At 44.1% G+C, this 20,989-nt stretch carries 21 protein-coding genes; 13 read left to right on the top strand and 8 right to left on the bottom strand.

What is annotated here, in order from left to right; all coding sequences use genetic code 11:
• Positions 1 to 3 precede the first annotated feature (3 nt).
• The 8 genes from AYW75_RS11035 to AYW75_RS11070 all read left to right on the top strand — a co-directional run bounded on the left by AYW75_RS11035 (position 4) and on the right by AYW75_RS11070 (position 10,993).
• Entirely contained in the window at positions 4 to 282 is a 279-nt protein-coding gene (locus AYW75_RS11035; RefSeq protein WP_067099385.1) for a YeaC family protein, read from the top strand.
• Complete coding sequence (locus tag AYW75_RS11040; protein WP_067099386.1) at positions 279 to 1,106, top strand: DUF2797 domain-containing protein; 828 nt, start codon at positions 279 to 281, stop codon at positions 1,104 to 1,106. The genes AYW75_RS11035 and AYW75_RS11040 overlap by 4 nt, the downstream gene beginning before the upstream one ends.
• A 10-nt stretch (positions 1,107 to 1,116) precedes the next feature.
• Positions 1,117 to 3,750 carry an aminopeptidase N gene (gene pepN / locus AYW75_RS11045; protein WP_067099388.1) on the top strand — a complete coding sequence of 878 codons (2,634 nt, stop codon included), beginning with the start codon at positions 1,117 to 1,119 and terminating at the stop codon, positions 3,748 to 3,750.
• Positions 3,751 to 3,872: 122 nt separating this feature from the next.
• Positions 3,873 to 5,585 (top strand): coiled-coil domain-containing protein, encoded by a 1,713-nt coding sequence (locus AYW75_RS11050; protein ID WP_067099389.1) that lies wholly within the window; start codon positions 3,873 to 3,875, stop codon positions 5,583 to 5,585.
• Between the two features lie 122 nt (positions 5,586 to 5,707).
• Entirely contained in the window at positions 5,708 to 9,436 is a 3,729-nt protein-coding gene (gene metH / locus AYW75_RS11055) for a methionine synthase (RefSeq protein ID WP_067099391.1), read from the top strand.
• Entirely contained in the window at positions 9,423 to 9,878 is a 456-nt protein-coding gene (locus AYW75_RS11060) for an SRPBCC family protein (protein ID WP_067099392.1), read from the top strand. Before metH ends, AYW75_RS11060 begins: the two co-directional genes overlap by 14 nt.
• 4 nt (positions 9,879 to 9,882) lie before the next feature.
• A complete protein-coding gene (gene cobO, locus AYW75_RS11065; protein WP_067099394.1) occupies positions 9,883 to 10,491 on the top strand; it encodes a cob(I)yrinic acid a,c-diamide adenosyltransferase in 609 nt (202 codons plus the stop codon).
• Between the two features lie 148 nt (positions 10,492 to 10,639).
• On the top strand, positions 10,640 to 10,993 hold the full coding sequence (locus tag AYW75_RS11070) for a RidA family protein (RefSeq protein ID WP_067099396.1): 354 nt from the start codon (positions 10,640 to 10,642) through the stop codon (positions 10,991 to 10,993).
• Between the two features lie 6 nt (positions 10,994 to 10,999).
• Here the strand turns inward: AYW75_RS11070 and AYW75_RS11075 are convergent, their stop codons facing one another.
• The 5 genes from AYW75_RS11075 to AYW75_RS11095 form a co-directional block, all read right to left on the bottom strand.
• Entirely contained in the window at positions 11,000 to 11,500 is a 501-nt protein-coding gene (locus tag AYW75_RS11075) for a Crp/Fnr family transcriptional regulator (protein WP_067099397.1), read from the bottom strand.
• Between the two features lie 141 nt (positions 11,501 to 11,641).
• Entirely contained in the window at positions 11,642 to 12,475 is an 834-nt protein-coding gene (locus AYW75_RS11080) for an MOSC domain-containing protein (protein ID WP_067099399.1), read from the bottom strand.
• Between the two features lie 143 nt (positions 12,476 to 12,618).
• Positions 12,619 to 13,785, bottom strand: a complete 1,167-nt coding sequence (locus AYW75_RS11085) for a type III PLP-dependent enzyme (RefSeq protein WP_067099400.1) — start codon at positions 13,783 to 13,785, stop codon at positions 12,619 to 12,621.
• 251 nt (positions 13,786 to 14,036) lie between these two features.
• Positions 14,037 to 14,456 (bottom strand): DUF6691 family protein, encoded by a 420-nt coding sequence (locus tag AYW75_RS11090; protein WP_067099402.1) that lies wholly within the window; start codon positions 14,454 to 14,456, stop codon positions 14,037 to 14,039.
• Between the two features lie 10 nt (positions 14,457 to 14,466).
• Positions 14,467 to 14,865, bottom strand: coding sequence for a YeeE/YedE family protein (locus AYW75_RS11095; RefSeq protein ID WP_067099403.1), 399 nt, complete (start codon positions 14,863 to 14,865; stop codon positions 14,467 to 14,469).
• 134 nt (positions 14,866 to 14,999) lie between these two features.
• On the opposite strand from AYW75_RS11095, the gene AYW75_RS11100 reads away from it, so the two are divergent.
• Positions 15,000 to 15,431 carry a DUF6942 family protein gene (locus AYW75_RS11100; RefSeq protein ID WP_067099405.1) on the top strand — a complete coding sequence of 144 codons (432 nt, stop codon included), beginning with the start codon at positions 15,000 to 15,002 and terminating at the stop codon, positions 15,429 to 15,431.
• A complete protein-coding gene (locus tag AYW75_RS11105) occupies positions 15,424 to 15,861 on the top strand; it encodes a tellurite resistance TerB family protein (RefSeq protein WP_067099406.1) in 438 nt (145 codons plus the stop codon). The genes AYW75_RS11100 and AYW75_RS11105 overlap by 8 nt, the downstream gene beginning before the upstream one ends.
• A gap of 38 nt (positions 15,862 to 15,899) precedes the next feature.
• On the opposite strand, the gene trmJ is transcribed toward AYW75_RS11105, so the two are convergent.
• On the bottom strand, positions 15,900 to 16,673 hold the full coding sequence (gene trmJ, locus AYW75_RS11110) for a tRNA (cytosine(32)/uridine(32)-2'-O)-methyltransferase TrmJ (RefSeq protein WP_067099407.1): 774 nt from the start codon (positions 16,671 to 16,673) through the stop codon (positions 15,900 to 15,902).
• 29 nt (positions 16,674 to 16,702) lie between these two features.
• Positions 16,703 to 17,992 (bottom strand): J domain-containing protein, encoded by a 1,290-nt coding sequence (locus tag AYW75_RS11115; RefSeq protein WP_067099409.1) that lies wholly within the window; start codon positions 17,990 to 17,992, stop codon positions 16,703 to 16,705.
• A 129-nt stretch (positions 17,993 to 18,121) separates the two neighbouring features.
• On the opposite strand from AYW75_RS11115, the gene moaC reads away from it, so the two are divergent.
• From moaC to moaE, 3 genes are read left to right on the top strand one after another with little or no spacing between them, the layout of a single operon-like run.
• Positions 18,122 to 18,604: a cyclic pyranopterin monophosphate synthase MoaC gene (gene moaC, locus AYW75_RS11120; protein ID WP_067099410.1), complete on the top strand. Its 483-nt coding sequence runs from the start codon at positions 18,122 to 18,124 to the stop codon at positions 18,602 to 18,604.
• Entirely contained in the window at positions 18,597 to 18,851 is a 255-nt protein-coding gene (locus AYW75_RS11125) for a MoaD/ThiS family protein (RefSeq protein ID WP_067099412.1), read from the top strand. Before moaC ends, AYW75_RS11125 begins: the two co-directional genes overlap by 8 nt.
• Before the next feature lies 1 nt (position 18,852).
• Complete coding sequence (gene moaE, locus AYW75_RS11130; RefSeq protein ID WP_067099413.1) at positions 18,853 to 19,296, top strand: molybdopterin synthase catalytic subunit MoaE; 444 nt, start codon at positions 18,853 to 18,855, stop codon at positions 19,294 to 19,296.
• Between the two features lie 265 nt (positions 19,297 to 19,561).
• On the opposite strand, the gene AYW75_RS11135 is transcribed toward moaE, so the two are convergent.
• The gene (locus AYW75_RS11135; protein ID WP_067099415.1) at positions 19,562 to 20,812 is read right to left on the bottom strand and encodes a tyrosine-type recombinase/integrase; all 1,251 of its coding nucleotides are present in this window, start codon (positions 20,810 to 20,812) and stop codon (positions 19,562 to 19,564) included.
• Between the last annotated feature and the right edge of the window lie 177 nt (positions 20,813 to 20,989).

Consider the following 20,989-nt stretch of genomic DNA (forward strand, 5'->3'; position numbering starts at 1 on the left):
CTTATGAATTTTAAAGATATGATCGATAACATGACCCCGGAAATTTACGGGCGCTTAAAGCAGGCTGTTGAATTAGGGAAATGGCCTAATGGTGTCAAGTTAACACCAGAACAGGTTGAACTCTGTATGCAAGCGGTTATTACCTATGACTACTCGAACAAACCTGAAGAGCAGCGTGTTGGCTACATTGACCGAGAAGTGCACAGCAGCTGCGGTAGTAAGAAAGAAACACTAGAACATGACACTGTGAAATGGGTCAGCAACCCGGATGCAAAAAAATGACGCATGGTAATCTCAGAAAAATGATGGCCAGCGCTGATTCAAATGGCAAAGTCAGCTATCAACTCAGATTGAATGATGAACGGCTTCCTTTAGAACAGGCAATTGGCCAAAAAGTGTCGATTCAGTTTAGCGGCCAGATTAACTGTATCCACTGTGGTCGATCGAGTAATAAGTCGTTTAGCCAGGGTTACTGTTACCCTTGTTTCAAAAAACTGGCCGCGTGCGACACTTGTATTATGAGCCCAGAAAAATGTCATTTCCACAAAGGTACATGCCGCGAGCCTGATTGGGCTGAAAAGTTCTGTATGCAGAGCCACTATGTTTATTTGTCAAATACAACCGCTTTGAAAGTTGGCATTACGCGTGGTGATCAATTGCCCACTCGCTGGTTAGATCAGGGGGCAACTCAGGCTCGAGCGATGTTTCTAGTAGATAACCGTCGCATGTCTGGCTTGGTAGAAACCTTGTTTAAAGGTGAAGTGGCAGACAAAACTAATTGGCGCAACATGCTTAAAGGCAGTGATCTGACTATTGATCTAGCCGCGGAACAGGAACGACTGATTAATAGGCTTTGGGAAGGGCTAGATAGCCTGCAAAATGAATTCGGATTGCAAGCCATACAAGAGCTTGATGATGATAATGTGACGCATGAATTCGACTACCCTGTTTTAGAATACCCAACCAAAGTGACAAGTATCAATGCTGAAAAAACGCCCCTAGTGGAAGGCACGTTAATGGGCATTAAGGGCCAATATTGGATACTTGATACAGGGGTTATCAATTTACGGAAATACACCGGATACGAAGCGGCCTTTACGCTATAGGAGCCAAATCATGGCAGAGCAACAACCGTCAGCAATTTTTTTAAAAGACTACACAGTTCCAAATTTTCTAATCGATAAAACGGAATTGACGTTTGATTTAGACGAAACACAAACGATTGTTACTTCGCGTTTGCATCTGCGTCGTAACCCTGAAAGTGAGGCTCGTACATCGCCGCTTGAATTGAATGGCGGTGAGGATGTGAAGCTAATTGGTGTGGCGATTGATGATTACACGCTTCCCAAAGCAGAGTACGCAATTAAAAATGACAAGCTGGTGATTACCGCAACGCCTGATGAGTTTGTCCTGACTTGTGAGACGCTGATCGAGCCACAGAATAATACCAAACTTGAAGGGCTGTACCGTTCATCTTCAATGTTTTGTACCCAATGTGAAGCCGAGGGTTTCCGTCATATTACCTATTACCTAGATCGTCCTGATGTCATGTCGGTGTTTACCACAACAATTATTGCCGATGAGTTACGTTATCCCGTGATGCTGTCAAATGGCAATGAAGTGGCGCGCGGCAAAACTGAAGAAGGTAAAACCTTTGTTACTTGGCATGATCCGTTTAAAAAACCTGCGTACTTATTTGCCTTGGTTGCGGGTAATTTAGAAGTATTGAACGACAGCTTTACCACCATGAGTGGTCGAGAGGTTGCACTACAGATATTTACCGAGAAGCACAACATCGACAAAGTCGACTTTGCAATGGACTCTTTAAAGCGTTCTATGAAATGGGACGAAGAAGTGTATGGTCGCGAATACGATTTAGATATTTTTATGATCGTTGCTGTTGATGATTTCAACATGGGCGCAATGGAGAACAAAGGCCTCAATATCTTTAACTCCAGTTGTTTATTGGCAAGCCCTGAAACAACGACTGATGACGGTTACTTGCGTGTTGAAGCAGTTGTTGCACATGAATACTTCCATAACTGGTCGGGTAACCGTGTCACCTGTCGTGACTGGTTTCAGCTGAGCCTTAAAGAGGGTTTTACCGTTTTCCGTGATCAGTCGTTCTCTGCGGATACACATTCAGACGTCGTAAAACGTGTGGAAGATGTGTCTTTTCTGAAGACGGCGCAGTTTGCCGAAGACGCTAGCCCAATGGCGCACCCGATTCGCCCCGCTTCATTTATCGAAATCTCAAACTTCTATACACTGACGATCTATGAAAAAGGTGCTGAAGTGGTGCGTATGATTCATACGCTGTTGGGAGAAGAAGGTTTCCGCAAAGGCTCTGACTTGTATTTCGAGCGTCATGATGGCCAAGCAGTCACTTGTGATGACTTTGTTAATGCGATGGAAGCGGCTAACGGTGTTGATTTGAGTCAGTTTAAGCGTTGGTATTCTCAAGCAGGTACGCCGCGTTTAAAGGTCACGGATCATTATGATGAGCAAGCTCAGGAATATCATTTAACCATTGACCAAATGACGCCGCCAACGCCTAGCCAGCCGACTAAGCTGGCGCTACATGTGCCAGTGAAAGTAGGGCTTGTGGGTCAGAACAACCAAGCATTAAGCTTTACCTTTGACGGCCAAAGTATCGACGAAGTGGTGTTACATGTTAATGATACTGAACAAACTTATGTGTTAGAGAACGTATCTGAGAAACCTGTGCCATCTCTACTGCGCGGTTTCTCCGCGCCAGTGAAATTAGATTATTCCTACAGCACTGAACAGCTATTGCAATTGATGTCTGGTGATCTTGATGGTTTTAACCGCTGGAGTGCATCGCAGCAACTGGCTGTCAATGAGCTTAATGGTTTTGTTGAGCAGTTCCAACAAGGCGGAGCACTGTCAACTGACACTCGTCTAGTCGATGGGTTTAAATCATTGCTTGCAGATGAAACACTTGACCCCGCGATGGTAGCGTTGATTTTGTCATTACCAAGCCAAGCTTACCTATCTGAATTAGCGGATGAGATTGACCCGCAGGCCATTAAAGCCGCTCGCGAGCACCTTCGTCAACTAACTGCTCAGGCTTTAGAGGCCGAGTTCAAACAGGTGTACAAAAGCAATACGGTAACCGCTGACTATCAAGCAAGTGCCGAGCAAATCGCGAAGCGCTCATTGAAAAATGCCGCCTTGATGTACTGGGTGGCGTCAGGCAGTGCAGAAGCGAAAAGCGCAGTGGTGCGTCAGTACCGCAATGCGGATAATATGACGGATCAGTTTGCAGCATTAAGTTGCATTGTGCACTTTGAATTAGCGGAAGCAGATGAGTTACTAAACGCCTTCTTCGAGCAATGGAAGCATGAATCATTAGTGGTTAATAAATGGCTAATGTTGAGTGCTGCACGTGAACAAGATGGCGGTCTTGAGCAAATTAAGCAGTTAATGCTTCACCCAAATTTTGACATCAAGAACCCGAATAAACTGCGTGCGGTGCTAGGTGGTCTTGGTCAAAATGTGGCGACGTTCCATAATCTTGATGGCAGCGGTTATACGTTTTTGGCAGACCAAATCATTCTGATGAATAAGCGTAATCCGCAGATTGCATCGCGCCTGTGTACACCATTGACTCGTTGGCAGCGCATGGTGCCAGCATTAGCTGAGAAAATGAAAGCAGAACTGGAGCGAATCGCAAGAGAAGATCTCTCAAAAGACGTTTATGAGGTGGTATCTAAAAGCCTTGCTTAAATAATAGAAAAGCGCTGGTCATACCAGCGCTTTTTTTTGTAAGGTAAACGTCAAGTAAGCACACTACAATAAAATGATTACCTTTCGGAATAAGAAGATTAGCTGGAGTGGGAGTAATAATAATGAAAAAGCCATATCGCTATGTTGTGCCGGTCGCCTTAGGTGTTGTCTTAACTGCCTGTAGCACCCAAACAACATATCAAGACAGCGCTGTTCAACAAAACAAGTTGCACTCTGTGCCAGCGGCTTCGCAAAATACTTCCGAACAGGTTTCGTCTTCAGATAATCGTTCTGAAATGGAAGCATTGCGTCAACAATTAACTGAGAATGCCGATCAAATGGCTCGTTTGACGGCTAAGTTAGATGATAAAGATCGCCAGCTTTCTCAATTAATGCAGGGAGGCAAAGAAGCCAGCTTGCTGCTTCAGATGCGTCAGGTCGAAGCTGAGCGTGATGCCTTGGAAATTCAGTATAATCAACTGCGCTTGGAGAACGATCGACTCACATCTAAAATTGAGCGCTTAGAAGGTGACGTTCAGACTGCTCAGCAGACGATTTCAGAGCGTAAAGTTGATTTTATGACGCTTAATAAGAGCTTCAGAACCTTAGACAGCGCACACTTTGCTTTGTCAAAAGGTTATCGAGATCTTTCTGTTGAGCATGCGCACCTTAAAAGTCAGTATAAAATGCTGCAAGACAAAAACCTTCAGCTTGCTGAAACCTTGGACTCCTTAGGGCAAGAGAATTTAACGCTTGGTGGTGCATTGTCAGAGGCGCGTGCTCAGCACCAAGTGCTATGGGATAAAATTCGCGTACAAAGCAATGTTATCGATACGTTGCAAAATCAAAATGCCGAGTTACATCGAAAAGGGCGGCTTGTTATTGCAGCGGATGATTCAACACCCAGTGCGGCTTCTAATAGCGCGCAATTAGAAGCGAAAGTAGCGCGATTGCAGGCCGAACTGTCGGCGCAAAACAATTTGATTTCAGGGTACCAATCTGATGTCGTGAAATTAGAAGCGGCTCTTCAACGTCAAGAAGACGATTTAGGTGAGCAGCTACAATCAATTGAGTCTACCTATCAAACAGCAACGCAGCGTAATCGTGAGCTTGAGCGTGAGTTGGAGCAACTTAAACAGGGATTGGCATTACAACAAGGCAAGGCTGAAGCTTTGGCTCAGAAGCTGCAATCAAGCGCAACCGAGAAAGAGCAGATGATGGCTAAGCTAGCAGAGCTTAGAGCGCGCAATGATTCCTCCGCCCAAGCAATTAAAACACTACAAGCTCAATCCGTTGTACAGGCTGAAGAAAAAGCCTTACTTGAAAATCAAGTAAACAACCTTATTCCCTTTGAAGGGGCTGTTTTATCCCTACAAAACCAACTTAAAAGCGAGCTGACCAATGTTCGATGGTCATTGCCTACCTCTGCAAATCTTCATGATACGTTTGAAATACAATTATCTGCCAATGTAGAAAATTCCGTTCAAGGTCAAACTTATTATGCCGAGCTATTTGTCGACAGCGCCTTAAATATGATGAGTGCTGCAGAAGCTGAGTCTATTGTTAATCAAGATCAACTCAATTTCCGTTGGCGTTTAAGTGGTCTAAATGAACGACCTAATGCAACAATGAATGTGTCGGTCACACAAGAAGTGAATTATGACGGTGAAATTATTTTGCGGAAAATATACCGCGACACTGAAAGTGTCGAGCTGATTTCCACTGATTGGCTTGATAAATATGGTTTTTGGGGAGCTGCAATCTTAGGTGGTTTGTTGTTGGGCTTTGCTGTTGGAAAATTAGGTCAAGGTCATCGATCTGAAAGGCGTGTATAAGCAACCACCTTGCTTGATCGCGGCAGTGATCCACAATCACTCAACTTGCCATTACTAAAATTCAACTACTGAGGGTGCGGGTTTGTTATAGTAGGTTCGCATAAATTTTAGAGGTAGTGGCAGTGGTTAAGTCAGATTCGTATGGCGTTATCGAAAGTCGTTTAAAAGATAATATCCTAATTCTGGATGGTGGTATGGGTACCATGATCCAGAGTTATAAATTTGAAGAGCAGGATTATCGTGGCGAGCGCTTTAGCGATTGGCATAGTGAATTAAAAGGCAACAATGACTTACTGTCATTAACTCAGCCTCAAGTCATCAAGGCGATTCATTCAGCATACCTTGAAGCGGGCTCAGATATTATTGAGACCAATACGTTCAACGCTAACTCCATTTCAATGCTTGATTACCATATGGAATCACTCAGCTATGAAATTAATTTTGAGGCTGCGAAGTTAGCTCGTGAAGCAGCGGATGAATTCACCGCACAAAACCCAAACAAACCCCGTTTTGTAGCGGGTGCGGTTGGACCTACCAGCCGTACTTGCACCATCTCGCCAGATGTCAATGATCCTGGCTATCGTAACGTTACGTTTGATGAGCTGGTGAATGCCTATACCACTTCGATTGATGGTTTAATCAAAGGTGGTGCCGATTTATTATTGATCGAAACCATTTTCGATACGTTGAATGCGAAAGCTGCGATCTTCGCTGCGCTGCAATACTTTGAAGATCACAATATGCGTTACCCGATTATGATTTCCGGTACCATTACCGATGCATCAGGGCGCACGCTGTCGGGGCAAACAACCGAAGCCTTCTGGAACTCTATATCTCACGCTCGGCCTATATCCGTGGGTCTTAACTGTGCCTTGGGGCCTAAAGATCTTCGCCAATATGTGGAAGAGTTATCCAATATCGCGGATACCTACGTCTCAGCTCACCCAAATGCGGGTTTACCAAATGCCTTCGGTGAATACGATGAATCACCAGAAGAAATGCTGGAAGAAATTCAGTCTTGGGCGGATTCCGGCTTCCTGAATATCATTGGTGGCTGTTGTGGTACCGAGCCTGCTCACATTAAAGCGTTTGCTGATGCATTTCTGAACGCAGCGCCTCGTGTCGTACCAGAAATACCCAAAGAATGTCGCCTTGCTGGTCTTGAGCCATTTAATATAAGTGATCAAAGCTTGTTTGTGAACGTAGGTGAGCGTACCAACGTAACCGGCTCAGCGATGTTTAAGCGTCTTATTAAAGAGGGCGATTTTGATACAGCGCTAGATGTCGCTCGCCAGCAAGTTGAAAACGGTGCTCAGATTATCGACATCAACATGGACGAAGGTATGTTGGACTCAGAGGCGGCCATGGAGCGCTTCTTGAAGTTGATTGCTTCTGAGCCAGACATCTCTCGTGTGCCGATCATGCTGGATTCCTCTAAGTGGGAAATTTTAGAGACGGGTTTGAAAAACATCCAAGGTAAGGGTGTTGTGAACTCGATCAGTATGAAAGAAGGCGAAGAGAAGTTCATTGAGCAAGCCAAACTGCTGATGAAGTACGGCGCCGCGGTCATCGTGATGGCATTTGATGAAGTAGGTCAAGCTGACACACGTGAGCGTAAAATCGAAATTTGTCGTCGTTCATACGATATCTTAGTGAATCAAGTTGGTTTTCCGCCAGAAGACATTATTTTTGACCCAAATATCTTTGCTATCGCGACTGGTATTGAAGAGCATAACCGCTACGCATTGGATTTTATCGAGGCGACAGCGGATATTAAACGCGAATTGCCATATGCCAAGGTGTCGGGTGGTGTATCGAACGTGTCTTTCTCGTTCCGTGGTAACAACCCAGTTCGTGAGGCTATTCATGCCGTATTCTTGTATCACGCCATTAAAAATGGCATGACAATGGGTATTGTTAACGCTGGTCAGTTAGCCGTTTATGAAGACATTCCTGTGCGTCTGCGTGACGCCGTAGAAGATGCTGTATTGAACCGTACGCCGGATGCAACGGATAACTTGTTGGCCATTGCGGGTGAGTTTGTGGGCACGGGCGAAGCGGTTGAAAAAGAAACGCAAGAGTGGCGAGGTTTACCAGTTGGTGAGCGTCTGACTCACGCTTTAGTAAAAGGCATCACGGAATTCATTGATGATGATACCGAAGAAGCTAGACAACTGTTTGATCGACCGCTACAAGTGATTGAAGGGCCATTGATGGATGGCATGAGCGTGGTAGGGGATCTATTTGGTTCCGGTAAGATGTTCTTGCCTCAGGTGGTCAAATCCGCACGTGTTATGAAGAAAGCGGTAGCTTACTTGATGCCGTTTATCGAAGAAGAAAAACTGCGTAACAAGTCAACGGCGTCATCCAGTGCTGGTAAAGTTATTATGGCCACCGTAAAAGGGGACGTGCACGATATCGGTAAAAATATCGTAGGCGTGGTACTTCAATGTAATAACTTTGAGGTGATTGACCTAGGGGTCATGGTGTCTTCTGAAAAGATTTTGCGTACTGCGAAAGAAGAAAATGCAGACATTATTGGTTTGTCTGGTTTGATCACGCCTTCTTTGGACGAAATGGTGCACGTTGCTAAAGAAATGCAACGCCAAGATTTCCATATCCCTGTGATGATCGGTGGCGCGACAACGTCTAAAGCCCATACCGCTGTTAAGATCGAGCAAAACTATAAAAACAACCAGGTTGTCCATGTGACCAATGCGTCGCGCAGTGTTAGCGTTGCGAGTGCTTTGGTAACTAAAGATGAAGAGCGTCGTGCAAAGTTTATTGCCGAAGTTCAAGATGATTATGAAAAAACACGTATACGTTATAAGGACCGTGCCAAAGCAGGGCGTCGCGTATCGCTTGATAAAGCGCGTTTAAATAAAACGCCCATTGATTTCTCAAGCATCAAAACGCCAAACAAATTAGGTGTCACGGTTTTCGAAGCGGCTGACATCGATTTTAATGAAGTGCAGAACTACATTGATTGGACGCCTTTTTTCCAAACTTGGGAATTGGCGGGGGCTTACCCTAGAATCCTAACGGATAACGTTGTTGGTGAAGAAGCAACGCGCTTGTTCCAAGACGCTAAAGAAATGTTGGCTACGGTTATTAATGAAGGTTGGTTGGACGCCAAAGCAATTGTTGGCTTGTTTCCGGCGAATCAGGTTAATGATGACGATGTTGCTATTTATTCCGATGAAAGTCGTGAAAGTGAAGTGATGCGTCTGAACTTTTTACGCAATCAGAATGAGCTGACAGCCGCTGGCAAATACAACCAATGTTTGTCTGATTTCGTAGCACCAAAAGAGAAGGGTAAAGATTACATTGGTGCGTTCGCATGTGCGGCAGGTTTTGGGATTGACCCGATTGTTGCCCGTTTTGAGGCCGATCATGATGATTACAATTCGATTATGATTAAAGCGGTTGCTGACCGACTAGCAGAAGCAACGGCTGAGTACCTTCACCTTAAAGTACGTAAAGAGCTCTGGGGTTACGCATCGGATGAGTCTTTAACAAACGAAGAGCTGATTAAAGAGCGCTATAAAGGGATTCGACCTGCACCGGGCTACCCAGCTTGTCCTGATCATACTGAGAAAGACAAATTATGGCAGCTGCTAGATGTGGAGGCTAAGACTGGTATCAATCTAACTGAAAGTTATGCAATGTTGCCGACGGCCGCGGTAAGTGGCTGGTACTTTGGTAACGAAGAAAGCAATTACTTCGGTGTAGGTAAAATTGGTCCAGACCAAGTGGATAGCTACGCAGAACGCAAAGGTATGAGCAAAGACGATGCTGAGCGTTGGTTGGCACCTAACTTAGGATATGATCCAGAGGATGACCGCATCTAATTCCCCTTTCTCTCTGCAAGCAGATGTCTTGCTACCGATCCCAAGCCTTATGGCTTGGGATCTTTTAACGTCTCCTACTCAATATCAATGGAACCGTGCGTTGCAGAAGTTTGAAGCGAGCTTGGGTTTTCATACAGGCTCCAAGTTGCATTTAACGCTTCAGTCATTGCGAGGGCCTTCTTCATTAGTTGCGGAAGTGGTTGAGTCGACTCCGGGTAAATTACTTGCTTTCGAGAGTGCGTTTCGATGTCTGTTCTTTGCGCATCAAGAATGTTGGTCATTCACGTTTGTTGAGGAGCGATCTTCAACGGTACGCTTAATAATGAGATACAGTTTATCGGGCCCATTCGCGGCAAGGGTTTGGGATGAAAAGAAATTTACCGTAAATAATATATTAAATTTATGGATGGAAAGTATCAAGCAACAAGCTAAGAGGATGTAGGGCTATGGCTAAAGCAATTCATGATCCAGAGAAGCATGCCGAACGCATGCAAAAAATCAAACAACACGTTGATAAACGCATTGAAAAAGCCCAAGAAGAGAAGGGCACATTTGTGTTATTGACTGGTAACGGTAAAGGTAAATCTAGCTCGGCATTAGGGATGGTGGCACGTGCGTTAGGCCACAATATGAAGGTAGGTGTTGTGCAGTTTCTAAAGGGTGAATGGAACACCGGCGAGATCGACTTTTTCAAAGCCCACCCGAATGTAACGTGGCATATAATGGATACGGGCTTTACTTGGGAGAGTCAGAATCGCGAACAAGATATTGCTAGTTCGGTTGATACGTGGGCAAAAGCAGAAGCCTTGTTAGCCGACGAGAGTTACGATCTGGTTGTATTAGATGAATTGACGTATTTGTTGCATTACGAATATCTTGATGCTGACAATGTGCTGAAAGCGCTTATGAATCGTCCGTTGATGCAGCACTTGGTCGTGACTGGGCGCGGTGCGAGTGAAGAGCTGATTGAGCTAGCTGACACGGTCAGCGAAATCAAAGAAATAAAGCATGCGTTCAAACGTGGAATTAAAGCGCAAAAAGGCCTTGAATACTAAGGTGAGTTAGGATGACTTTGGACTGCAGTTTGATTGACTTAATTGTCAGGATATTTTGGTTGTAGTGACTAATATAACGATTGATATCAGTAAAATAAACTGCATTCAGCCTGTTATTATAGGTCTTTTAACTTAAAGGAGATAGACAGTGTCAAGCATTGAGCGTCTAGAAGTCGGCCAGCGTATGAGCCGTATTGTTAAGCATAACGGCATGGTGTTTTTATGTGGTCAAGTGGCAGCAGATGCAAATGCTGACATCACTGAACAGACACAAACTATGCTCGATAAAGTAGACTTATTGCTGGAGCAAGCCGGCTCTGACCGTGAATACATGCTTTCAGCAACTATCTATGTGCGAGACATGAAAGATTTCGCAGCAATGAATGCCGTTTGGGATGCATGGGTCCCTGATGGTCACGCACCAGCAAGAGCTTGTGTTGAAGCTCGCATGGCGCGCCCTGAGCTGTTAGTAGAAATTTCTGTTGTTGCTGCAGAGAAATAAGTTCTTTTAGTGGTTGCTTAAATCAACGCTAACACCGGCCTTGGCCAAAGTGTGGCTCAAGACTTGAATGTTACGAGCCATATCTCGTGAAAGATTCAATATTAAAATACCAAAATCAAACGCAAAGCGATCGTGAAACTCTCCAAACACATTGTAGTCAATTTCAAGCAATGTTGTGTCTGTATCAGCGACAGCATAACCGTTGCGTGGACACAGTGAGATCATCGTTACATATCCAAGTGCTTGTCCAAATGACACTTTGCGAATCAGTGAAGAAGCATTATTACTGTCAAGGTAATAGTTTAAGGTGCCTTCAATGATGATATAAAAACTATCTCCTTTATCTCCATCAGCAAAAAGTTGCTCTCTTGATTCTATGTGTAGCATTGCACCTCGATTGACTAAAAAATCAATGGCAGAGGGGCTAAGTGCACCAAATATGGATCCTGTCTTTAACGTCTCTGGGCTGAGATCGTAAGGGCAGTTTTTAATGTTGACTGTATTCATGACAATCACCTCCCTTTGAACTTAAGCTTATTCTTGAGCCGAGTAATTAACCACTAGTTTTCCATAGAGTTTCGTATCAAACCGTAATCAAACCACTTAATTGTTCAACTTGAATGTATAAACTGCGTAAGTGACATCGAATTAACGCTTATCTATGTAAGTGTATGATGTTTGATATTCAAGAATTTCGACCTCATCACCAACTGCGATCTTCCCCTCATTTTCTGTCACAAGATTGACCCCAAAAGTCACGCCTTCTTTATCAAATAAACGATATTTTGCCAAAGTTCGAAGTGGCTCGCCTTTTGGGCTACGTTCAGCAGTATCAGGATCTAATGTTATGAAAAGGCATCTTACGCAGGGTTTCACATTTTCAAAAATGACATCACCAATGCGTATGCGTTTCCATGTGTCTTCGTTAAAGGCTTCGTTACCGGAGATAACAATATTGGGTCGAAAGCGTTCCATCTCGTTTATTTGGGGGCCGCTTTTGTTTAGGTCATCCAATGAGGCTTGTGTAGTCAATAGAAACGGATAGCCGTCGGCAAAGGCAACTGGCTGATCAGGCCTGCGGCTGGTAAAGCGTGTCGAATGCTCACCAAAATACACAAGTTCAACCGGTTGATTCAGTAATTCGCTAAACCAAGCATTTGCTGAAGGATGGGTGATGTTCGCTGAAACAGGCTTTTCCCATATTTCGGTTTCTCGATATTCATTCTGAAACTCCTTAACCACTAAAGATAAAGGCGTGCTCATTTGTGGATGTGTTAATACTAGGTTGTGTGGTTCTGCTTTGGCATTAATCAGCGATAATTGAGGGTGTTCTCGAGCCGTTAGAAATAGACCTTCTTTATTAATCACCATAAAGCGTCGGTCAAACAATAAGCCGCTTTTTGCGACTTTGGATGCTTTAAGTGGGACAGCTTGGCAAGATTTAACGGGGTAAATATAAAGACCTGAAACAGTGAAAGGCACGATGTATCCTTGTTGCTTTGAGTTTGAATCGTTAGATTACTATGATCAACAGCGGATAAAAATCCCTAATATAATAAAACTAAAGCCCCTTTGGTAAACACCAAAGGGGCTTTAGAAACGTTTCAGATAACCTAGAGGACGGCTTAAATGCAGTATGACTTCAAAGGAGGGAAACCGTTGAATTCAATGGCACTGTAAGTGGTTGTGTATGCGCCTGTAGAAAGCCAGTACAAGCGATCACCAATAGCTAGGTTCAACGGAAGACCATACTTGTAGTGCTCGTACATGATGTCTGCGCTGTCACAAGTAGGGCCTGCGATAATGACTTCCTCAAGTTCCCCTGTTTTTTCAACATGAATAGGGTACTTGATGGACTCGTCCAATGTTTCAATCAAACCGGAGAATTTACCAACATCGGTAAAGATCCAACGGTTTAATGCTGTATGCGATTTACGAGAAATCAATACAACCTCGCTGACCAAAATGCCTGCGTTAGAAATCAAAGAGCGCCCTGGCTCAAGAACAATGCGTGGCATATTTTCACCGAAATCTTCTTCAAGAAAACGTGTGATCTCTTCAGCGTAGGTTGCTAAGTCGTTTGTTCGGCTGATGTAATTGGCAGGGAAGCCACCGCCCATGTTAATCATTTGTAATTCAATGCCATCTTCATTTTTTAGTCGTTCAAAGATAAAACGAACGCTGGCAATTGCGGCATCCCAGGCACCGATATCACGTTGTTGGGAGCCTACGTGAAAGGATACTCCGTAGGGTTCAAGGCCTAGCTCTTTAGCAAGAATCAAAAGATCCATGGCCATATCAGGACGACAACCAAATTTACGTGATAAAGGCCAGTCCGCGGATACCGTACCTTCTGTTAAAATGCGTACGTAAACACGTGAGCCAGGCGCGGCTTTTGCAATGTTGCGAAGGTCTGCTTCTGAGTCAGTGGCAAACATGCGTACACCATGCTCATAAAAGTAACGAACATCTGCTGCTTTTTTAATCGTATTCCCATAGCTGACTTGATCAGGGGATACATCGCCAATAGCAAACAATTTATCTAGTTCATAACGTGAGGCAACATCAAAGTTGGAGCCACGATCACGAAGTAGGCGTAAAATTTCTGGTGCTGGGTTGGCTTTGATTGCGTAAAAAACATCGGCAGAAGGGAAGCCTTTTGTAAGTTCAGTATAAGCCTCATCAATCATCTGTGTATCGATGACAACAAAGGGTGTTTCTTTGGTGTCTGCAACCGCCTTGATACGGTTGAATTGCTCAGGTGTGTAAAAAGAATGAACGTCAATTGACATGGCGCATTGCTCCTAATCTTGAAAAAACATAATCCGAAATACGCCTTTACCTCCCTCCATCCTACTTTTGGCTGTTACTTATCCGGCTAATTTAGCCTTAAGCGACGAGCGCAGCAGTTGAAGCGGTGCGGAAAATGTTCAGCAACGACGCGAGGCGAAATTTATGATGCAATGTGTGCTGCGTCAAGAATTTTTTGTACTTTTTTAAAGATATAAAAAAGGCCCCGAAGAGCCTCTGATTGTATAGTGTTCTAACTATTTTTTCGATAATTTTGAAAGTGAAATAATCCAGCGCCTGCAATTAATGCTCCGACAAAGTAAACCGCTTCAGCTGGGTTATTGGTAAGTGCCGTTAATCCTGGGCCGGGGCAGTAGCCACTTAACCCCCAACCTATACCAAACATGGCTGAGCCAATGACCAGATTTTTATCTATATCGCGGCGTGATGGCACATACCATTTGTCTGCTAACCACGGTTTCGTATGGCGGTTACGAATGACATATCCCAGCATGCCTATAGCAACGGCGCCTCCCATGACAAACACTAAAGAAGGATTCCAGTTACCAAAAATGTCTAAAAAATCGAGTACTACGGATGGGTTAGTCATTTCCGAAACGGCGAGACCTAAGCCAAACAAGAGGCCTGTTGCAAATGTTACTAACGCGATCATATACAAGCTCCTACTTAGTTAAGAACACAGTTAAAATAGCGGTTGCAATAAAAATGACTGTCGCAACAACAGAGCGAGGCGAAAGCCTTGATAGGCCACACACACCATGACCGCTGGTGCAACCACTGCCCATCCGAGTGCCGTATCCAACCAATAAACCAGATATTATCAACAACATTGGGTTGCGCAGCTCAGGCAAAGGTACGGATGGCTCAATCAATACACCGTACGCACTGCCCCCGATAATTAATCCAGTGATAAATAAAACCGGCAATAGTCGCTCTTTACTGAATAGGGCTTGCGCCAATATACCGCTGATTCCTACGACTTTGCCGGTAAGAAGTAAATACGCTGCGGTTGTAAATCCAATTAATAAACCACCCATGAGAGGGTAAATGTAAGCGTCCATTTGGATAAATACCTCGAAAACTAAATTAAATATAAGGATAAACTAATATAATAAGTATTTGTACCTGTGAATAAGGAAATTGGTATGACAATTTGTGTCTGTCGTTTTATCAATAATAAGCTTATTATCTGGCGATGAACTTCCTGTTACCTAACTCTCCTATGCTACCAGATGGCTGCTCTAATTATTTTCAAAGCAGTCCCGCTGATCTTATTTCGCTCAATGGTAATCACTGGCGTAAAATTCTCACAATCATTGCAAAATTGAGCGCAAAGCCTGATGAAGATTGGCGTATAGTTAGAGATCAATACATTTGGCAGCGTGTGCGGCTGTATTTTTGTTTTAATGACGTTCCAATGACTGAGCAATGCCTTTTTATTGTCGGTAAAACCTTTGAAAAAGAGTGTGCTATTCCGTTAGACGGTATGTTTTTAGGTGATGAGAAACATTATGCAATCAAAAAAGGGGCAACATTCTGGGTGCCATATTTGGATTACAGGCAGTTTCCCAATGCTCTAATTGACACCCTTCGCCAGCAAATATTTCGAGACGAATATTATGATTAACGCTATAAAAAACCTATTTAGTTCAACAAAAGAAGTTGCTGACCCGATAAGCTATCAGCAGGCAGTCACAGCTATGCTACTTGAGGTGGTGATTGCTGATAATGAAATACACCCTGATGAAGAGCAGGCGGCAAAAGACGCAATTAAAGCCGTTAGTGATCTTGGAGACGATGTAGACCGTCTTTTTGATGAGGTTAAGAGTACCATCGAAGATGCAAATGATGCCTATCAATTCACTAAAGTTATTAATGAACAAGCCACGTTAGAGCAGAAATTTGAACTGTTAAAATGTTTATGGCGGGTTGCCTATGCCGACGGCAATTTAGACGCTTATGAAGATCAACGAATTCGTAAAATCAGTGAGCTTTTGTTTATGCAACATTCCGAGTTCATTCAGGCTAAGCTAGCAGTACAAAACGAATTTAAATAAAACACGGCTTAACTTGAGCCGTGTTTTATGAAAATAAGTTAGGCGTCAGGATCTGGTGTTTCTGATTTTTTCTTGGCGTCGTGGCTCATTCCGTCGTTTAAGCCTGCTTCACGATCCACGGCGGCTAACATGCCTCGTAAGATCCCCAGTTCTTGTTTCTCTGGGCGAGAACGGTTGAAGAAGCGTTTGAGCTTGTCCAATACCTTGCCTGGGTGATTGCGTACGACAAAGTTAATACCATAAAGGGTTTCTTCTAGGTGTTCGTAGAATAAGTCCATTTCTTTCTTACGTGGATATTCCGGAACTGACTTCTCGTGAATGGTTTCGTTTTGGTGTGCCATCCAAATTTCGTAGGAAACGATTTGTACAGCTTGAGAGATGTTGAGTACGGGGTATTCGTCATTTGCGTCAATATAAACTTGGCGATGGCACTGAGCAATTTCATCGTTCAATAGCCCCATTGTTTCGCGGCCAAATAAAATCGCAATGTTATGATCTTTCGCTTCAGGAATCACCGCTTCTGCGCACTCACGCGCATTCATAATTGGCAGCTGGAAGGTGCGGTGGCGAGCACTGGTTCCGATGACAAGACTGCAATCAGAAATGGCTTCTTCTAATGTATTCACAACCGTTGCATTTTCGAGTAAATCGACAGCGCCTGCTGCTCGGCTTGTGGCTTCTTCAGAAGGGTAATCATTTGGGTCTACTAAGTATAAATTAGAAAGCCCCATGTTCTTCATGGCGCGAGCGATAGCGCCAATATTACCTGGATGGAATGTATTGATTAGGACAATGCGAATATTGCTGAGCATGAAAATGGTAACTCGTTTACGTTATCGGATTACGGCGAAGTGAGGTTTCTGAGTGTGAGCGATTGTTCAGTGCTGGCGAAAGTCACCTGATCCAACACGACACGTTGTTGCTCATCAAAGAGAAAACGCTGGCAAGCCTGATGATACAGTGAACCTGTCTCTAACACCAACCGGTAGTTACCTTTCGGGATAAAGTTGGCGGCAAAGGGTTGATTGGCATGTAGGTAGACAGAGAAAGGGGGTTGTCCATCTAATGACTGAAAGGTTAGCAAGCTAGAGGTAGGTAGTTGGTTCAAGATACGTAAACGGCTGTTACCAGACGCATCACCTATCACTTGCCCATGATTAGGGGCGATGCCTGGGTGACCGAGACAACCGGTTTGCACAGCTTGTTCAGCGCTGCCAAATGCAAAATTTTCTGATTTTGCCCAGCCAGTAGAACCATTGTAGCTCAATGTCAGCCAATCACTTTCTGCTTTCAGTACATTGACGTTGGTCATGGTTGGTATTGCTGTCTTAATAGAAGAAGCGACACTGGGTTCGGTAAATAAGCGGGTGTCTTGGAGTGTATAATGTTCACCTAATTGAAACTGCGGATATAGGCCACTGATATATGCTGCTCCAGCTTCTTGGTCTGTTTGAAGTGCTTCATCAAAAAAAGCGGCACTGTACAAACCCATTGTAAACGTAGCAATGTAGGTACATGCGACAAAAGCAGATTTAGCCGCATTAAGACGAATGGATTTTTTGACTGGTGTAAAGCGCCTGCTAGGATCTTGTTGAGTTGTGAACGGAGACTTTGGATGCGGTTGGCTTTGCAGTGGATCTGCTGAGGCGTCGTATTCGGCATAGCCTTGCTCAGTTGTTTGCGTGTTGTCTGTTTTACGCATTTCTTCATAGAGCGCATTCATTCTGCGTTGGTGCAAGGTGCTACGGGCTGCTTTTAGCGCTTCTTCACGCGCTCTTTCTTGCTGAGCATTGCCACGTTTCATTTCCTCGTAGGCGCGTTGTTGCTCTTTAACGTATTCCTTTTGTTTTACATCGCTCTCAAATTCATGGCGTGTAAAATCCGACTTATTCGAACGAGTTGCACGTTCAGTAAACGAGTATGGCTCCCAACTTTGTCCCTGACTGCGCTTAATAGCAGATAAAACATTCTGATAGGCATCATGTATGCGTTGGAAGTGCTCGGTTGTATCCTGCCCAGGGTTTTTATCAGGATGAAAGCGACGCGCTAAACGACGGTAGGCGGCTTTGGCTTCCTGCTCCGTTGCATTGGTGGGCAATTCAAGAAGATTAAAATCGTCGATTAGGCTCATAGGTTCAACTTACGTCAATTTGCATGCATTATGCCTTAATAACGTCTGAGTACAAAGACGTAGTCTGTTCAGGGCTTGATTTGTCCTGAAGATTTGCCACTATAGGCGTTTTTTTACGGTAGTAGAGATATGAGCGATACATTGACCCATCTAGATGCGAACGGCAACGCACACATGGTTGACGTAAGTGATAAGCAAATTACCAAGCGAACGGCCACGGCTCGCTCTGTGGTGAAAATGCTACCAAGCACATTGAAAAAAGTCATTGAGGGTGGTTTGCCTAAAGGGGATGTGTTGGCGACAGCGCGTATCGCGGGTATTCAAGCAGCCAAAAAGACCCCAGACTTAATTCCATTGTGTCATCCATTGATGCTAACTAAAGTAAACGTAGATATTAATGTACTCGATGATCAACACATCGAGATCCTGTGTACGTGCTCGCTAAGCGGTAAAACGGGTGTTGAGATGGAAGCTTTGACTGGCGCGAGCGTCGCGGCTTTAACGCTTTATGATATGTGTAAGGCCGTTGACAAAGGCATTGTTATTTGTGAAACGGCTTTGTTAGAAAAGCACGGCGGTAAAAGCGGTTCTTGGAGCGCAAATAATGGCTAGTTTAAAAATTGTATTTTTTGCTTCATTGCGAGAAAGCATGCAGTGTGAAGAATTAGAAAAAAGCTTCGATGCACCGTTAACGGTCCGTCAGTTAAAGGAGCAACTGGCGTCAGAGCTGAATCAACCTTCTTTATTGACTGAAAAAGTGAAAGCCGCGATCGACTTTGATTTTGCGCGTGACGAAGACCTAATTGATATTTCCACCGTGAAAGAAGTGGCTTTCTTTCCACCAGTTACTGGAGGTTAGTGTGATCAGTGTTCAAGAAGCCGACTTTCATGTTCAAGCTCTTTATGAGTCCCTCTGTGTTGCCGATAAAACCGGTGCTGTTGCCATGTTTGTTGGCCGTGTCCGAGATTTTAGCGACGATCCAGCACAATCGAGCTTCATGCTAGAGCATTACCCGGGTATGACCGAACACAATTTAGCAAAAATCGTTGAACAGGCGAGACAGCGTTGGACACTTCTAGATGTAAAAGTGGTGCACCGTGTCGGGAAACTATCAGTCGACGATCAAATCGTTTTTGTAGGCGTTTCATCCGCACATCGTGCTGAAGCATTCGCAGCCTGCGACTATATTATGGACTACCTAAAAAGCCGCGCTGCATTCTGGAAAAAAGAAATCACGCCTGAAAAAGAAGAATGGGTCGAAGCTAAAGCTAGCGATGAAGACAGCCTAAAGCGCTGGAAATAATGTCGTATAGAGATCAAAAAAATTATTGAGGTTGACTGTGCCTAACTGGTTACGTTTTTTAATGCTTAGGGGTCGAGTACCTTCGCTTTGGTTACTCCGGCCTTTATCGCTTATCACTGCTTTTTTACTCGCGACGAAAGCGCCTGAATTGCAAGATTCAACACAACGAACGATTGCTTATGTTGGCCTATCCGTCATTCTATTGTGGAGTTTTATTTGGCTGGTATGGCATTTAAAAGATAGGCTTAACAAGCGTTAAAATTTATTAATGCGGCTTTAACGTTTTTTTACGCCCGCTGGCATGACGTTCACGGTATTCGGTATCAATATACCGGTCGGTTGTGGCCATGCTGGCGTGGCCTGCGTCTTCTCTCACATGTTCTTTAGGTCGAACTTTCACGTCTTCTGAAATGCCCGTATGGCGTAGCCAGTGGACAGTGGCGACACGTAGGTCGTCGGCATCGCTTTTTAGTCCATCATCGCACATACGGTAATAGGCTTGGTCGAAGCAGTTTTGCACGATATTGCGTACTTGCCTTGAGCTGGTCATGGCGCCTTGTCCACGAGTCTTGGGGATTAATGCGGTTTGCTCTGCAACGGTTGGTAAATCAGGTAGTTGTCGAAAGCGTCGGTAACGTGCTAGGGCATTAAGCATTTCATCAGACACGCTTACAAGGCGTTCTTTATTGCCTTTCGATAATACCTTGAACCACCAATGACCGTCTGAATCTTTGATAAAGTCCCCCATTACAGGTGCTGAGCGTTCATCGGCGACCAATTCCGATATTCGCAGGTACATGCCAAGTAATGCATTCATGATGAATAGAGTACGTTCATGGGTTGCTGGATCTTCTTCAGCAAGCAATTCTGCGGTTTCGATCACATAGTCCCATTGTAAGTTTGAAATTCTACGCACTTGGCGTCTTGTTACTTCTTTCTTAACAAACTTACTTTTCTGCCGAATCAACGCAACTGGGTTCTGTTGAACGGCTTCTTCTTGCATTAAAAAACCATAATAAGAAGACAGAATAGAAAAGGTGGCGCGGATAGCTGCTTGCGATAGGTTGTAATGCTGTGAAAGAGGCATTTGCCCGTTGCGAAATTCAATTTTAGAAACGTGAGCAACAAACGGGCGCCATTCGTCATTCGGGACACGTTCGCCCATTTTATTTTTAAAACGCGCGACATTCTTTGTGCCGATCCAGTCTTCAGGAGGAGTGTTACAAAAATGAATGAATTCTTCGATCTGATCACGGCGTAACGATAAAGCAGGTGAGTCCTGCGTGCTCCATGACCATAACAGTAGGCGTTCTACTTCACGACGATAAGAGTTGAACGTCGCCTGAGAGCCGTTGTAGCTGTAAATAAAACAAAGCGCCAGTTGTAAGTCCCTTTGATAATCCATTTCTTTGAGTTGCGGAATATCAGCTTTTAGTGGCTCAAGTATCCCATGAAACTGAGTAAAGGGGTTTGGAAGGTGCTCTAAGTTATCGATCAAAGGTAAAGGTGCTGGCATTATATTTAACGCTATTGAGTGACATGACGTAAGAATTTTAGCATGCCTTCATTGATGAGCCGAACAAAGTTATAAATAATCTAAACAAATCAATAAACTATAAAGTCTGCGTTAACTCGACTCATTAAAAAACCAGTCAGTAAAATGAACTGACTGGTTTTTTAGAAACTGTTAAAA

This window comes from Marinomonas atlantica (assembly GCF_001639725.1).
Classification (GTDB): domain Bacteria; phylum Pseudomonadota; class Gammaproteobacteria; order Pseudomonadales; family Marinomonadaceae; genus Marinomonas; species Marinomonas atlantica.

What these genes read in the sequence shown, in the direction of transcription:
- AYW75_RS11050 (WP_067099389.1), top strand. Translation starts at nt 3,873, where the DNA reads ATGAAAAAGCCATATCGCTATGTTGTGCCGGTCGCCTTAGGTGTTGTC.
- AYW75_RS11075 (WP_067099397.1), bottom strand. Translation starts at nt 11,500, where the DNA reads ATGAATACAGTCAACATTAAAAACTGCCCTTACGATCTCAGCCCAGAG.
- pepN (WP_067099388.1), top strand. Translation starts at nt 1,117, where the DNA reads ATGGCAGAGCAACAACCGTCAGCAATTTTTTTAAAAGACTACACAGTT.
- AYW75_RS11095 (WP_067099403.1), bottom strand. Translation starts at nt 14,865, where the DNA reads ATGGACGCTTACATTTACCCTCTCATGGGTGGTTTATTAATTGGATTT.
- AYW75_RS11125 (WP_067099412.1), top strand. Translation starts at nt 18,597, where the DNA reads ATGGCTAGTTTAAAAATTGTATTTTTTGCTTCATTGCGAGAAAGCATG.
- AYW75_RS11105 (WP_067099406.1), top strand. Translation starts at nt 15,424, where the DNA reads ATGATTAACGCTATAAAAAACCTATTTAGTTCAACAAAAGAAGTTGCT.
- AYW75_RS11040 (WP_067099386.1), top strand. Translation starts at nt 279, where the DNA reads ATGACGCATGGTAATCTCAGAAAAATGATGGCCAGCGCTGATTCAAAT.
- moaC (WP_067099410.1), top strand. Translation starts at nt 18,122, where the DNA reads ATGAGCGATACATTGACCCATCTAGATGCGAACGGCAACGCACACATG.
- AYW75_RS11085 (WP_067099400.1), bottom strand. Translation starts at nt 13,785, where the DNA reads ATGTCAATTGACGTTCATTCTTTTTACACACCTGAGCAATTCAACCGT.
- AYW75_RS11090 (WP_067099402.1), bottom strand. Translation starts at nt 14,456, where the DNA reads ATGATCGCGTTAGTAACATTTGCAACAGGCCTCTTGTTTGGCTTAGGT.
- AYW75_RS11060 (WP_067099392.1), top strand. Translation starts at nt 9,423, where the DNA reads ATGACCGCATCTAATTCCCCTTTCTCTCTGCAAGCAGATGTCTTGCTA.
- trmJ (WP_067099407.1), bottom strand. Translation starts at nt 16,673, where the DNA reads ATGCTCAGCAATATTCGCATTGTCCTAATCAATACATTCCATCCAGGT.
- cobO (WP_067099394.1), top strand. Translation starts at nt 9,883, where the DNA reads ATGGCTAAAGCAATTCATGATCCAGAGAAGCATGCCGAACGCATGCAA.
- AYW75_RS11115 (WP_067099409.1), bottom strand. Translation starts at nt 17,992, where the DNA reads ATGAGCCTAATCGACGATTTTAATCTTCTTGAATTGCCCACCAATGCA.
- AYW75_RS11035 (WP_067099385.1), top strand. Translation starts at nt 4, where the DNA reads ATGAATTTTAAAGATATGATCGATAACATGACCCCGGAAATTTACGGG.
- AYW75_RS11100 (WP_067099405.1), top strand. Translation starts at nt 15,000, where the DNA reads ATGAACTTCCTGTTACCTAACTCTCCTATGCTACCAGATGGCTGCTCT.
- AYW75_RS11135 (WP_067099415.1), bottom strand. Translation starts at nt 20,812, where the DNA reads ATGCCAGCACCTTTACCTTTGATCGATAACTTAGAGCACCTTCCAAAC.